At 36.7% G+C, this 13,804-nt stretch carries 12 protein-coding genes and 1 tRNA gene; 4 read left to right on the forward strand and 9 right to left on the reverse strand.

Going from position 1 to position 13,804, the window contains the following annotated elements; translation table 11 throughout:
- Positions 1-79 precede the first annotated feature (79 nt).
- Entirely contained in the window at positions 80-706 is a 627-nt protein-coding gene (locus tag LV716_RS12490; protein ID WP_163418132.1) for a Crp/Fnr family transcriptional regulator, read from the forward strand.
- Here LV716_RS12490 and LV716_RS12495 read toward each other — a convergent pair.
- The 7 genes from LV716_RS12495 to LV716_RS12525 all read right to left on the reverse strand — a co-directional run bounded on the left by LV716_RS12495 (position 694) and on the right by LV716_RS12525 (position 10,933).
- Positions 694-2,046, reverse strand: coding sequence for an alkaline phosphatase family protein (locus LV716_RS12495; protein WP_163418133.1), 1,353 nt, complete (start codon positions 2,044-2,046; stop codon positions 694-696). The genes LV716_RS12490 and LV716_RS12495 overlap by 13 nt on opposite strands.
- A 74-nt stretch (positions 2,047-2,120) precedes the next feature.
- Complete coding sequence (locus LV716_RS12500) at positions 2,121-5,306, reverse strand: TonB-dependent receptor (RefSeq protein WP_163418134.1); 3,186 nt, start codon at positions 5,304-5,306, stop codon at positions 2,121-2,123.
- A 383-nt stretch (positions 5,307-5,689) separates the two neighbouring features.
- Positions 5,690-7,162, reverse strand: coding sequence for a vanadium-dependent haloperoxidase (locus tag LV716_RS12505; protein ID WP_163418135.1), 1,473 nt, complete (start codon positions 7,160-7,162; stop codon positions 5,690-5,692).
- A 597-nt stretch (positions 7,163-7,759) separates the two neighbouring features.
- Positions 7,760-8,839 (reverse strand): serine hydrolase, encoded by a 1,080-nt coding sequence (locus tag LV716_RS12510; protein WP_163418136.1) that lies wholly within the window; start codon positions 8,837-8,839, stop codon positions 7,760-7,762.
- A 93-nt stretch (positions 8,840-8,932) separates the two neighbouring features.
- A complete protein-coding gene (locus tag LV716_RS12515) occupies positions 8,933-9,493 on the reverse strand; it encodes a porin family protein (RefSeq protein ID WP_163418137.1) in 561 nt (186 codons plus the stop codon).
- A gap of 32 nt (positions 9,494-9,525) precedes the next feature.
- Positions 9,526-9,963: a hypothetical protein gene (locus tag LV716_RS12520; protein ID WP_163419441.1), complete on the reverse strand. Its 438-nt coding sequence runs from the start codon at positions 9,961-9,963 to the stop codon at positions 9,526-9,528.
- A gap of 58 nt (positions 9,964-10,021) precedes the next feature.
- Positions 10,022-10,933, reverse strand: a complete 912-nt coding sequence (locus tag LV716_RS12525; protein ID WP_163418138.1) for a hypothetical protein — start codon at positions 10,931-10,933, stop codon at positions 10,022-10,024.
- Positions 10,934-11,079: 146 nt separating this feature from the next.
- On the opposite strand from LV716_RS12525, the gene LV716_RS12530 reads away from it, so the two are divergent.
- Positions 11,080-12,114, forward strand: a complete 1,035-nt coding sequence (locus LV716_RS12530) for a sensor histidine kinase (RefSeq protein WP_163418139.1) — start codon at positions 11,080-11,082, stop codon at positions 12,112-12,114.
- An 11-nt stretch (positions 12,115-12,125) separates the two neighbouring features.
- On the forward strand, positions 12,126-12,806 hold the full coding sequence (locus LV716_RS12535; RefSeq protein WP_163418140.1) for a LytTR family DNA-binding domain-containing protein: 681 nt from the start codon (positions 12,126-12,128) through the stop codon (positions 12,804-12,806).
- A 212-nt stretch (positions 12,807-13,018) separates the two neighbouring features.
- On the opposite strand, the gene LV716_RS12540 is transcribed toward LV716_RS12535, so the two are convergent.
- Positions 13,019-13,092: transfer RNA gene (locus LV716_RS12540), tRNA-Arg, on the reverse strand.
- Positions 13,093-13,156: 64 nt separating this feature from the next.
- Here LV716_RS12540 and LV716_RS12545 point away from each other — a divergent pair.
- Entirely contained in the window at positions 13,157-13,669 is a 513-nt protein-coding gene (locus tag LV716_RS12545; protein WP_163418141.1) for an adenine phosphoribosyltransferase, read from the forward strand.
- On the opposite strand, the gene LV716_RS12550 is transcribed toward LV716_RS12545, so the two are convergent.
- The gene (locus LV716_RS12550; protein WP_370637400.1) at positions 13,666-13,785 is read right to left on the reverse strand and encodes an SsrA-binding protein; all 120 of its coding nucleotides are present in this window, start codon (positions 13,783-13,785) and stop codon (positions 13,666-13,668) included. The two genes, LV716_RS12545 and LV716_RS12550, sit on opposite strands and share 4 nt — an antisense overlap.
- Positions 13,786-13,804 lie beyond the last annotated feature (19 nt).

Raw genomic sequence — 13,804 nt, forward strand, 5'->3', positions numbered from 1 at the left:
TCTATTTAATGGTTACCTAACCTTTTGGTAATTAAGGAGTATTACTTTAGATATTTAATAAGCAAAATACCCCTTTGTTATGCTTACTGAAATCATTCCACCGATTAATTTGGAGCACCAGACTTTTTGCTTATATAATTATCTTAGACACAGTACAAAATACAAATTGAAGGACTTTACTGAAGAAATCGTCATTCAGAAAAATGAGTATTTATACAAACCACCATTTGAGCATAAATTCATTTATGAAATATTGAACGGTGCCATAAAACTAGGAAGCTATACAGACCAGGGGGATGAGTATGTCCATGACGTAGTTAGTCAGAAAGATTTTTTTGGCAACCTTAAGTATCTAAATAATCAGTTTTTTGAATTTTCTAAAACCATAACAAGTACAAGACTTAGGGTTTATGATCGTTCATTTTTTAAGCAAATCATTATTAATGAGCCAACTATCGCTGAATGGTTTATCTCTTATCTTGTTAAAAGATGGTGCGCTTCCGAAAAAAAAATGCGTAAGGTAAATGAAAGAAACAGCATAGAGAAACTAAGGTTTTTAAGAACGTATTTCAATAAGAGAATCAGTGATATTGATGGAAATGACCATATTCTTTATGATTTGCTCACTCAAAAAGATTTGGGTGACCTGGTAGGGGCCACCCGACAAACTATTGCAAGTGCTTTAAAAAAAGCTCAATCATCATGAGCTAATATACCGGGATAAAGCATTCCATGTTTAGATTCAAACTCCAGCCCCAATAGTTCACTGATCAAAGGGGCAATATCTTCCAATCCTATTTTTTCCAAAACTTTTCCAGAGGAAACTCCTGCACCCCACGCTATAAATCCAGTTTCTATCTGTGGAAAATCAGGAAAATAACCATGCGTACCTCCACTTCTGGGTTTTAGGATTTTACCGCTGGCCGACGCTGACATAGTAACTCCGGGAATAGGTGCAAGTGCAAGAATCGCATTGGGGTCAGCTCCAATTTCATTAAGTTCTTTCCGTTCTACAATGCGGAACAATTTTTTATAAGCATAGGGTAGGTTGTTGAGTTTCTCCTTAACTTTTTTTAGTGTACCCTTATCATTCTTATCCTTTAGCATTAAAAAGGCGGAAGCTCCTGAAGTATGAAAAGTTGCCTTCCAATCCCCTCTGTCTTTTTTTGCTTCCATCAATCCTTCTTCGACCAACCAGACATTTGGACTTAAAGCCGAATGTATATCAACAAAACCATGGTCGCCTGTTATTATAAAAGTGGTCCTTTCTAAAATGTTGGACCGTTCAGCAGCTTCAATTATTTTACCAATGGCACGGTCAACGGCAGCAATTGCAGTTTTTACTTTTTTACCGTTTCTGCCTTGTTCGTGCTGAAAATGGTCGGTAGCTATTAAATGTATGGTCATTAAATTGGGTTTATACTTTGAAAGTACATAGGCTGCCATTTCACCTGTTCTGTCTTCCCTGTTCAGGTAATCCCCATTAAAAGTGGTGGAGTCCATTTTACCCAAAACAGCTTTTTCCATTTCTTTAAGTAGTCCTTTTGGATTTTCGTGATCTCTCATAGACTCAATTCTACTATAAGAACGGTCCAATTTCCAAACTTCTGGAATATTATAGTCTATTGGAGCATCAACGGAAACCGGCCAAATAAAGCTAGCACTTGTTTTTTCCGCTTTTCGTACCGCATCCCATAGTGTTTCGGTTTGTATAAGGTTACTTTGCCAATACCAGCGGCCAGTTTGACCATTTGGTTCAAAAGGGCTATTGTAAAAAACACCGTGCTCTACAGGTAATGCACCAGTTATAATAGTGGTGTGCGAAGGGTAAGTAACTGAAGGGAAAATACCACGCACCCCTTTTGCCGAGACTCCCTCAGAGGTCATTGTTTTTAGGTTTGGGGCTGGCCATTGTTCTTCCAAATAAAAATCTGGTCTAAAACCGTCTATTGAAATTAGAACTACATGGTCACTGTAAAGTGTTTCTTGTGATTGTACAGCTAAAGAAATCAGTAGTACAATGGTTAAAGTAAAGATTTTTTTCATTTTTAGGTTGCCTCTTGTATAAAAGAAAGGACCTAACACTATGGTCAAGTCCTTTCAGGTTGCTAATTAAACACTTAATTGAACGTATATCGTACTCCTAATTGTAGGCGCCAAGGTGTGCCGTTGATTGGTTCTGTTCCAGCTCCCGTTTGAACACCGTAGTTATAGGAGTTTGTGGTCGTATCAAAACCATTGATACGCATAAAATCCCGTCTTCTACCAAAGTTATTGGTACGCCCCCATTCTTTGTTCAACAAATTTGCAAAGTTGAATGCGTCTGCCGTTAGTTCTAATCCGTGCTTGTTATTGTTAAAACTGAACCGTTTTTGTAACCGGAGGTCTATAATGGCCCTAAACGGATTTTTACCGCCGTTACGTTCTGCAAAACTTCCAAAACTTTCGCGCAGATATTCTTTAAAACCTTCTGGGGTCTCAGGGTCGTTAAGTACTTCATTATAACCATCTATAATGGCCTGTGGGGTATTTGGGTCATTGGGGTCAAAAATATAGGCAATATCATTTCTTAAATTAAAATCTCCGTTTGCACTGGTATTGTCATCAACATGCAATGAGTAACGTGTACCACCTGTTCCAATAATCGTTGCACCAAAATTGAACCCTTTCCATGTTGGGGTAGCTCCGTTGAGTACCACTTTGGTATCAAAATGGCTATCGGCGAATCCATAATTTAAATCCCTTGGATCGCCTTCAACGGGTATGAATGTTGAAGTATTGGCAACACAACAGTTATATGAAGAATTGTCTTTTGTCCTATTCCATGTAAAGCTTCCGTTCACATAACCGTCCTCTCCAATACGGGCAGATCCCTCAACAATTAGCGAGACATTGTCCAGAACACCATCTGATGTCAATACCAAGGTCCTTCCGACCCGATCCGAAATTCTGGAATTTGTCCAATCCACCAATCCATTTTCAGTAATGGTATTGGCAGGTACGAATACTTCACGTCCTTGCGGTGTCGTAAAAAAAGGCTCGGTGACTAGATTGGCTTCCTGATACACATAATTATTGGTAGTGTGACTAAAAATTGCATTTACTCCCAAGGAATAACGATCTCCAAACAATTTTGTATAACTTATGTTTCCTTTATAGATGGTAGGTACTTCAAAATCTGGACTAACTGCATTTATGGTCGAAAAAGGAGTAACGCCAGCTGGAACTCCTGGAACGGTACTTGGGTCGTTGCGATATCCGGGAAAATTTGGTGTAGGCACTGCATCACCAGTAACATCTATGGCACCGAGCAAAGTACCACTGTTCTGAATATTATTTACTTGCGCATAGTAATGTGGTTGGGCACTAAAGGCGCCACCACCTATTTTTACAATATCCGTATTCTTTCCTTTAACGTTCCATGTTAGTTGGAATCGTGGTTGGATATTGTCAAAATCCTCAATTTTTTCATCTGTTCTAATGCCTAATTCTTCAAATACTACGGGATTAAATTCTGCCTCATCCATAAATAGGGTAGCATCCCAACGCAGACCCGCCATTAGATTTAGATTGGGCGCAAGGTCAAATTCCACTTGTCCAAATAAAGATAGATCAAGAACGGTCTGCTCTACAAGGGGTAAACCTTGAAGTGGTACCTCGCGTGCATATCTAGAAGGGTTCTGGTTTTCAAAATCGTCCAAAGAATCAAAAAAGAACCGACCATTTTGCTCGTTGGACAATAGGGTCTCTAGATAGGTGATTAAGTTATCCGTACCAAAAGTGAAATTATATTTGCCAGAATTGATATAAGTTGTATTGGCAATCTGTAGTTGTCGCTCCAGATTGGTTTCCGGGGTAAATCGCTGTCCGCCCAATTGCACACTTCGATTTCTACTATTACCATTTGGCAATTCTGAAGAAACTTCTACAATGGCCCTGGGAATATTGGATGACGGTAGTTCAGAATTGGTATTAAATGAACGCTCAGCATGTTGGTACTGTAACTTGAATTCATTGGTTACAGTTGGAGAAAATATAGAGCGCAGCGATAAAAGGGTGCTATTCTCTTGGGATTCAAAATCTGAAAAGGATTCCAATACTTCAATATTGGAGTTGTCGCTAGTGCGAAGTGGCTGATCCCATTTATTGTAAAGGTTTCTAAATGTAAGTCTGTGCTTATCGTTTATTTGCCAATCCAATCGAACAAATAGGTTATTGGCTTCGGTTTCACGGTCAAATTGACCTGTTTGCTGAGAATTGCTCAGCCCATAAACGTCCCTGCCTATTTGTAAAAATCGGTCTAGATTTTCTTGGGAAATTCCCAATAGATTTTGGTCATTATCACTTTGAATATCAGCTATACTAACCGGGTCCCCCTCATCCTGACGTTCATAGACCATAAAAAAATGCAGTTTATCCTTTATAATAGGTCCTGAAAGACTGAATCCATATTGTGACGTAAAGAAATTGGCGTCCCGGTCTTCGCCCCTAATATTAAATTGGCTTTGAAGAGCATCTGCCCTATGGTAAAAGAAGGCACTGCCACTTAAGGTATTTGTTCCAGATTTAGTTACGGCATTAATGGCGCCACCACCTTGTCTACCCTGTAATACCGCATAATCGTTGGTCGCTACTTCAAACTCACGAATGGCTTCCTGTGATATTGTATAGGGCCCCCTACCGATCTCACCAGCAGTTAATTGATTTCGTGCATTTACCCCATCGATCGTAACATTGGTAGAGGTACGTCTTTGTCCAGCCAGATTTATACTTCCACCACCTTGTAAGGGGGAAAGGCTTGTAAGCCCTGTAAAATTCCGTCCTTCAAGAGGGAGGTTTTTTATTTGACCTGCACCAATTTTGGTCGATGCACCAAGCTGCTCTATTCTTTTGGTTATGCTATTAGTGGTGACCACTACTTCGTCCAAAGCAGTTGATGCTTCTTGCATGGTAAAGTTCAGCACAAGTGCATCGCTCAAGTTTAAATTAAATCCCTCTTTAACCATATCGCTGTACCCCAAATATTGAGCGGTAACGGTATATGGTCCTCCAAGAGGTAGCTGTTGTACTCTAAAACTTCCATTTTCATTGGTTACGGTACCCGAAGTAAATCCTGTAGAATTATTTTTAACGATTACGGTAGCACCCATCAATGGCTCTCCATTGATATCTGATACACTACCTCGTATGGATGCATTGGTAGCTTGCCCGAACGATATGGAACACGATAACCAAATGAATAAAAGCGAAAGTAGTTTCTGTGTTTTTCTAAGTTTTTTTAGTTTGTGAAATAGGTAGGTTTTCATCTTCATATTTTTTAGTTGAAGTGCAAAACTAGACCTACATGTATGGTAGTGCATGTTAAGTTTTAACATGGACATCCGTATTAACCTTAACTTTAAAATTTGATAATATATGAGTTGATAGAAAGGATTGGGGTATTAAAAAAGATGTCCTTTTTGTAAGTCTATACTTGAAAGTATTGTCACATATTAACTCTTACATTTCTCTGTATCCTTATTCAGAATCTTCAAAGATTTTAGAAAAGAAGAAAAATTTTAGATGAATACTAAATTGATTTGATAGCGCAAAGTCGATTCAATTATTTTGGATAAACTGGACATGCAAGAATTTTAGAGAATCAATAAAGAAATTCAAATACTTAAAACGCAACGAAAAAGAAATAGTGCTAGTTTTCCCCAATATGCTTTTTGTAGAATTCCCATACTTCCTTGGCAACATTCCTTCCCAGTTCCAATCCAGCGACATTATCGGCCTGGATATGATAGCCGCCCAATACTCGGGACATACCGGCCATATCTGCAGTTTTCGTAAACGTGGGAAAATGCAAGGTTACCATGGCACCTGGATTATTGGGTTCGGTAAGCGCACCAGCAAGTAATTCAACACTTTCCCCGAATTCATCACTTCCCGTCCAAAGCTTCAATGCTTCTGCACAGCCTCCACTTATGGTGCTGTGCCCCGAAGTATAACTTGGGAATGGCGGGCATAGAAAGGTGTCCGGGGAATAAGGACGCCACTGACTACCGTCCATGTCTACCATTCCCTTCCCGGGTCCGGCCCACGCCCTGATTTTTATGCCATCGTAATATTCATGTACCAACGCGTAAGGTCGAGCGTAGTCATAAAACATTTTGGAATCCCATGAGGCAATAAAAGCATCCATTGCTACCACTTGGTTGTAGAAGTACATCTTTACATCTTCGTCCAAAGTATGGCTGTCCCTTCTTGAAACGTCTTGGGCAAATTTTAGCCAATGCCCTGCTTGTTGCACAGACTCAGGTCCATCACGCATAAATTCGACCAATGCTTTTTCTTCATCGGAAAGATTGGCCTGTAAATTTACAACTTCAGCTATCTCTTTTTTTAACTGTTCGGAGCCTACCAAAGGTGGTGGTCCGGGCCTGAATTGATTACCCGACTTTAGTGCTATTGGCTTTACTTTATCCCAAAAAGGGGTTAGGCACCCTGGAGCAAATTGACCTCCCTTTCCATCGGAGAAGTACTTGGGCTGCCAACGGTCGATGCTCACATTTTTATCAACCGTATTTACTGGTTTATAGCCCGTATAATCAAAATAAGGTTTACCATTGGAGCCTTCTTCCTCGCCATATTGGTTGGAGCCGTCGTTTTTTCGGGCCTCTATGATTGCCTTGGCAGCAAGATTGCCGATACCTACTGGTGTATTGGGGTCAACCGAAGTATCCTTGGGGTCCAGTTTCAATTCCTCTTCCATAAACTTATCGAACAATGCCCTGTCCGAATAATAGTATTCGCTCAAGGTTCTCAAGGCTGCATAGCTTATGGCAATCTCTTTGTTTTTTAAGGTGCGCTTTCCTGTAGGCTGCCTTTCCACGTTATTGAGGTAAACAGGCATTGCATTTGCATCGTACCTGGACCAAGCATCAAAAATTGCGGTAAATATGAGTCCTAAATACCTAGAAGTAATGGTTGGTCTAGGGTTAAACCGTTCAGTGTCCAAAGCAGTTGCTACGAGGGCCATTTCGCCCCATCTATAAGCGACATTATCTATTCCTTTGGGTTCTATCATATCAATAGAGCCCTCTCTTCTTTGGTTGTTTTCATTTTTGCAGCACAACAAAATGGTAGAAAACAGTATAAGGAAAACTATCCTTTTCATTTAGATACGTGTTATGATTGTTGTCTAGGTAAGATAAGAAAATTAAAAAGTCTTTGATTTAAACATTCTGAAAACAATTTTTGATGATACATTTCTAGTCGTATTTGCAACATATGGAGTGACTCCATAAAGAGTATGGGCCAGACTAAGTCTCAACAAACTCTTTTTAAAATCTGTTCACCAAATTATTGGCGTTTGGAATCATATCAATTCAAATCTTATTATTGTCCAAAAACAACGAAACTTTGCAGAACCCTGGATTTTCAAGGTTTTTTATTCGTTTGGAGTTTCCTTCTAGTGACCTCGGTAGGATTTGCTAATACATATTCTAACAAAGCTCCGCCTTGAGGCATCAAAACCTCACTAAAACAAAAAAGCAAGCTATTTGTTTTAGCTTGCTTTCGATTTATTCGTGACCTCGGCAGGATTAAGTCCTATTCTCCGAAGCTCAATATTTTAAACGGTTCTTAAACTTTACAAAATCTGTTGACCGAATTGTTGACGGTCAATTTGATACCAAATGGTTTCATTTGACTTTCAGAACAAAGATAAAAATCTATAATTCTTACAACATGAACATTGCTGCAGGTAATACTATTACTCTGCTAGTAAAAAATTTGATATCCCTCTTGCAATTGTGTATACAGATGCGTCAAATTCATTACTGAGTACAATTATTGTAATTCCTTTGTTTGGGTAGATCCACATATCAGATGTAAACAAATTACTCGCACCTCCATGAACCACTAATTTATTCTCTGAATCATTATTTTCAATTCCCCAGCCATATCCATAGCTATCATATAGATTTGTGGGTTGGAAATGCGGAAAAAGATATGCAGATGTAGTTGCTTCATCTAGTACTGTATTGTTCATTATAGATTGGCTCCAAAGTAACATGTCACTTGCTCGTGTTAGAAGACCTCCATTTCCTTTAAGATTGAGATACGGACCATTGTCACTCCAATTCTCTTCATTTGGCTTATTATTTTCAACTCCATTCAAATAACCGTTGGCCACTTCATTTTGTTGCCAATCTGGAATTATATAACCAGTATGGTACATGTTTGAAGGTTCAAAAATCTCTAAACTTAAAAAGCTTTCATAATCCATTCCACTAGCTTTTTCAATTATTAAACCAAGTAAGCTATAGCCTACGTTAGAATAATTAAATCTTTCTCCAACGGGACTAATTAATTCGCTATTAAAAACTTGCCTTAAAAACTCTTCCTCAGTAATGGTTTCATAATCTCCACCTATTCCAGCTCTTAAACCAGAAGAATGTGTGAGTAACTGATGAATGGTTATATTTTTTTTGTCATTAGGAACAGCGTCAAAGTATTTTGATAAATTATCATCAACTGAAATCTTATTTTGCATTGACAATTTTAGGATTCCAGCGGCAGTCAACTGTTTTGAAATGGAGCACATATCAAAAACGGTATTGATATCATTCAATCCATTTTCTTGACTATTTTTTCTTCCATATGCCTGGTTAAATATGATTTCGTCATTTTGAGCGACTAGAACAACACCTGAAAAATCTCTGGCCATAAGTTCTTTATCAAGGGAAGAAAAATCATCAACTATTAACTCCTCATCACTATTGGAACAACTAAAATTCAGTAATGAAAATGAAATTATTAGAAGTAATAAGATTGTATTTGTTTTTTTCATGATTTTATATTGTTTACTTGATTGAAATAAAAATTTCAATGTTTAAAAAATAAAAACCAAAGTGAATTCACCTGGGTAGTTACAAATTTGATTTTAGAAGAAATAACCAACAGATAGTTGAAATACTCCATTTCTATTTTTATCCAAGACCCCATCAAAGTCAATAATATTAGACAGCCCAAGATTATATCTTGCGCTAAAATTGAGTCCGTTATCAAGTTTATAACCAACGCCAAAATTCACTCCGAAATCTGTCGATTTTAAAGCGTCTTCAAAGTTTATGGAGCCTCCTTCAGTGTAAAGCAAAAAACCAATTTGTGGCCCTGCTTCCAAGCTCAATCCCCTGGTAACATAGTATTTTCCCATTACCGGGACATTTAGATAGTTTAATGAAATTACACCTTCAGAATCAATGTTTGTATCTGCCCCTTGTCCGGAATACATGACTTCGGGTTGCAAAGCGAATTTGTCTGAAATTTTCCATTCAACCATAACACCAAAATGGAAATCTGTATTGGGAGTAAAATCTTCGGTATCGTCTCCTGTAACAAATGCAAGGTTTAAACCTGCTTTAGCTCCGAATTTTACTTTTTGAGCATTGATAGTATTTAATCCTAAAACTGTAATAACCGTTATTAATATTATTTTCTTCATGATTGATGTTTTTATTTAATTGTTTATATTTTTTAATTCAATTTTCTTTTAAAGATGTAGCGTGTAATAAAAATGCCATTTCCATCATTCTCGCCGGCATCACTTTCCACAGCACTTGTTACGAATGCCAAATCCCAACCTTCAGAAATCATTGCAGTTAGTTTTGATGAGATTACAGCATCATTTGCTGCTATATTTTGAAAGCGTATTCCTGCGACATTATAAAAGTTTAATAGTTTTGTTTCCTCAAAATCCTTTACTCTAATGTCTTTCCTTTTCGACTTATTTCTTGTATTATCATCTTTTGTTTGCGTAGAAGTAAATTCTTTATAGTCTCTTTTATCATTTGCTGAAATTAAACGCGACCTACCCAATCCATCTGGTATAATAGACTCTACGCTTGTAATTACTTTTACTTCAAATTTTTGTTGTACTGTTCCTTGTGCAAAAGCATTAGTTATAAGTACCATGAATACTGCTACTACTGTTATTTTTTTCATCTTTTTTTAATTATGGTGTCACTATCTATTATGGCAATACTATTCCAAATGCTTCACTAAAACCCTGTTTAAGAAAATCCTCAAAAGGCAAATCATGACCGCCATTTCCGGAAAGTATATTTGCATTTTTCGATTGTAAAAATGCAACTTCTTCGACCGTAAGGCTACCAACGGCCATGTCTGTTTCTCCATAAATGTATGTTATGTTAGATAGGCTTTCAATAGTATTAAATTGCTCTGTATATCTATTCATTGCTAACCCAGCAAACATTCTAGCTTCATTTCTATTGAATGCATCTACAAATGGTTGATCATCTACTATGGGAGTAACTCCGTTTTCAAAAAACGCATTCTTTCCTTCAGCTAGACCCTGCCATATAGCATCGTTAATGTCTAGCCTACCTGTTATAATTAAATAATCATCGGCCGCATCTATTCCTTGTTGCGCAATAAACTCTTGCGTTACAAATGCGCCAAATGATATTCCAGCAACATAAACCGTTCTACCTTGATTTTTAAAATAGGTAATCACTTCAGAAAGCATCTCTATACTTTCAGCATTAAAATTAATGGCTTGGTCCAATGTTATATCATTGCCTTCCAATATGTTGGAATTTAACGTTTGGGCCTGATGTACGGTTATAGTTAAAATGTCTTGTGGGCGACTAATATCTTGTGCAAGGTCATCTATTATATCTGTAGCCAATTCGGGACTAGGACCACCTGGTACAGCTATCAATACTGTAGGAGCTTTTTCATCCCCTCTGAAATAAATTAAATTTTTAATGTCTTGGGATATCTCGGTAATATCTGCAGGAGGTATTCCATTATCATCATTAGAACAGGAGAGTGTAATGATTGATAATAGTACAACTAGAAATTTATTGGCAAGAGTAGATAAGTTATTTGATTTTTCTATTTTAAAAAACATTTTTTTCATGATGATTTCTTTATGATTTCCTTGCAAAGGAATAGGTGAAAACGCTTTGGGGTAGAATAATTTGACGAACGTTGCGTAGTTGTTGACGAACGTAGGAATTACTTAATCACAAATAAATAATAGGTTCCTTTGTACAAAATACACCAATGAACAAAACCAAATCAATAAGGAAAATAGCATTGCATCTCCTGTTCTGGGTGTTAAATTATTGGTTGTTTGCTTTTGTTGTCCATTCAGATTGGAATGGGTTTAATAATGTTTCTGATCCTAATAGTTTAGCCTATGCCTATACGTATGGGCTTTTTACCAATGTCTTTTTGTTTTATATACAAGTGTTTTGGTTAGTGCCAAAAATGTATATGCATAATAAAAAAGCAATGTTCTATGTGCTTTCTTTTTCTATATGCATAGCAGTTTCTCTAGTTGAAACCTATTTTGACTATATGCTGTATGATATATTTGAAATATATGATACAGATGAATTTGAGGATAACTTCAGTATTACCGTTTTTGTCAATGTCTTTTACGGCGTTGCGGGCTTTTATTATATTTTGAGACACGCCCACAAAAAATCTGAAAAGGAAAAACAACAACTAATACAAGAATCATTTAAGGCTGAACTAAAATATCTAAAAGCCCAGTTAAATCCTCACTTTTTATTTAATGGAATTAATAATGTGTACCACTTAATAGGTAAAAATAATGCCTTGGCTAAAGATACATTACTTCAGTTTTCGGAGCTATTACGCTATCAATTGTATGAAAGTGGCACTGAAATTATATTAAAAAAAGAACTAGACTTTGTATTACAGTATATTAAAATGGAAAAAACCCGTAAGGGTTCAGATATTCAGCTAGCCTACATTATAGAATTTGAGAATGCCACAAAAAAAATAGTTCCATTATTATTAATTCCTATTATAGAAAATGCATTTAAACATTGTAGTAATCACACTAATAATAATGACAATAGTATAGACATAAACATTAAAGAAGTAGGAGGTAAGCTCTCGCTACATTGTGCAAATACTTTTGATGGTGCAACTGGTAAGAATGCTGTTGGCGGAATTGGCTTAACAAATGTAAAAAAACGCTTATCGATAGTATATCCAGATAAGCATGAATTAATCATACATAAGAAAAAACAGATGTTTATGGTTGACTTGATTATAGAATTATAAAAAGTAAAAGAATGAAACGACTAAATTGTTTAATCATAGATGATGAACCTGTCGCTAGAGAAGGCATTAGCGATTATTGTAAAGAGATTTCGTTCTTAAATGTGGTTGCGCTATGTAAGAATGTATTGCAAGCAAATCATTATCTCGAAAGCAATGAAATTGATTTAATTTTTTTAGATATCAATATGCCCATACTATCCGGTGTAGATTGGCTAAAAGGCTTAAAAAAATCACCTTCAATTATAATGACAACTGCATATGAGGAATATGCGTTACAAAGCTTTGGGTACAACGTTTTAGATTATTTAGTAAAACCCATTTCTTATAAGCGTTTTTTACAGGCAGTTAATAAGGTTAACAGTTACTATGAACATAATGATGAAAAAAACATACTTTTTTTAAAAAATGAGAGACAGCTTAAAAAGATATACATAAAGGATATTCTATTTGCAAAAGCAATGCAAAATTATATCAAAGTGGTAACAACAAACGAGACAATAGTTACACAAATAGCTTTAAAGAATTTTAAAGATCAATTGCCTGAAAATGATTTTATTCAAACGCACAAATCGTATATAGTATGTAAATATAAAGTGGATACAATTGTGGAAAATGAAATTATCATTGGTGATTACGAAATTCCTATAAGTGTACGCTTAAAAAAGGAAGTGCTAGCCAATTTTCGTGTATAATTCTCTATAACGCCATATTTTGACTAATCGTCAACACTGTTGACGATTAAAAATCTGTTGACCGATTTGTTGACCTTTTTCTAATAAATTTTGATTGCGATTAGTGTCGTATTAAAAATCAAAAACCCTTCAAATAGGAGTATTTGAAAGGTTTTAGTTTTATTTGGTGTTCTTGACCTAAATCTTGCTGGATTCAAGCCTTGAACCTTAAGTGACCTCGGCAGGATTCAAACCTGCAACCTTCTGAGCCGTAATCAGATGCGCTATTCAGTTGCGCCACGAGGCCTTTTTTATGGGGTGCAAATATATTTCTTTTTAAATTTACGACAAAACCCTAACAACATAATTCCATGGATTTTCACTCTTATATTCGCGATATCAAGGACTTTCCTGAACCAGGAGTCCTTTTTAAGGATATTACTCCACTTTTAAAGGATAAAAATGCCCTCAACAATGCCGCTGATGTGCTCTTTGGAATGGTAAAACAATATGAAGTGGACAAGGTAGTTGGCGTAGATAGTAGGGGGTTTATTTTTGCGCCTATTTTGGCATCAAAACTAAATGCAGGTTTTGTTCCCGTTCGTAAATCGGGAAAATTACCGTACACAACAGTTTCTGAATCGTACGCCTTGGAATATGGCAATGGCAGTTTGGAAATTCATACAGATGCCATACAAAAAGGAGAGCGAGTATTGGTGCATGACGATGTATTGGCGACTGGTGGTACGGCAGAAGCTGTATGTAAGTTGATTGAAAAACTCGGAGGCAAGGTAGTACAATGCAACTTTTTAATTCAGCTTTCCTTTTTAAACGGAGCGATCAAACTCAAAGATCACGAGATAACAGCACTTTTGAACTATTAGCGCAAAGCCTTTGTTGTTATGAAGTAGCGCCAGCCTATTATGGCCATTTGTAGTTTGGAAGCTTTTGATAAATCCAATCCTCTTTTTGAGTAGGAGGGAAGGAACGCTTTGTTCATTCTAGCCAGCAATCTGTAA

Source organism: Flagellimonas sp. HMM57, assembly GCF_021390175.1.
Lineage (GTDB): Bacteria > Bacteroidota > Bacteroidia > Flavobacteriales > Flavobacteriaceae > Flagellimonas.

Excerpts from the sequence above, each read along its gene's own strand:
- LV716_RS12490 (WP_163418132.1), top strand. The coding sequence starts at position 80 with ATGCTTACTGAAATCATTCCACCGATTAATTTGGAGCACCAGACTTTT.
- LV716_RS12495 (WP_163418133.1), bottom strand. The coding sequence starts at position 2,046 with ATGAAAAAAATCTTTACTTTAACCATTGTACTACTGATTTCTTTAGCT.
- LV716_RS12500 (WP_163418134.1), bottom strand. The coding sequence starts at position 5,306 with ATGAAAACCTACCTATTTCACAAACTAAAAAAACTTAGAAAAACACAG.
- LV716_RS12505 (WP_163418135.1), bottom strand. The coding sequence starts at position 7,162 with ATGAAAAGGATAGTTTTCCTTATACTGTTTTCTACCATTTTGTTGTGC.
- LV716_RS12510 (WP_163418136.1), bottom strand. The coding sequence starts at position 8,839 with ATGAAAAAAACAAATACAATCTTATTACTTCTAATAATTTCATTTTCA.
- LV716_RS12515 (WP_163418137.1), bottom strand. The coding sequence starts at position 9,493 with ATGAAGAAAATAATATTAATAACGGTTATTACAGTTTTAGGATTAAAT.
- LV716_RS12520 (WP_163419441.1), bottom strand. The coding sequence starts at position 9,963 with ATGGTACTTATAACTAATGCTTTTGCACAAGGAACAGTACAACAAAAA.
- LV716_RS12525 (WP_163418138.1), bottom strand. The coding sequence starts at position 10,933 with ATGAAAAAAATGTTTTTTAAAATAGAAAAATCAAATAACTTATCTACT.
- LV716_RS12530 (WP_163418139.1), top strand. The coding sequence starts at position 11,080 with ATGAACAAAACCAAATCAATAAGGAAAATAGCATTGCATCTCCTGTTC.
- LV716_RS12535 (WP_163418140.1), top strand. The coding sequence starts at position 12,126 with ATGAAACGACTAAATTGTTTAATCATAGATGATGAACCTGTCGCTAGA.
- LV716_RS12545 (WP_163418141.1), top strand. The coding sequence starts at position 13,157 with ATGGATTTTCACTCTTATATTCGCGATATCAAGGACTTTCCTGAACCA.
- LV716_RS12550 (WP_370637400.1), bottom strand. The coding sequence starts at position 13,785 with ATGAACAAAGCGTTCCTTCCCTCCTACTCAAAAAGAGGATTGGATTTA.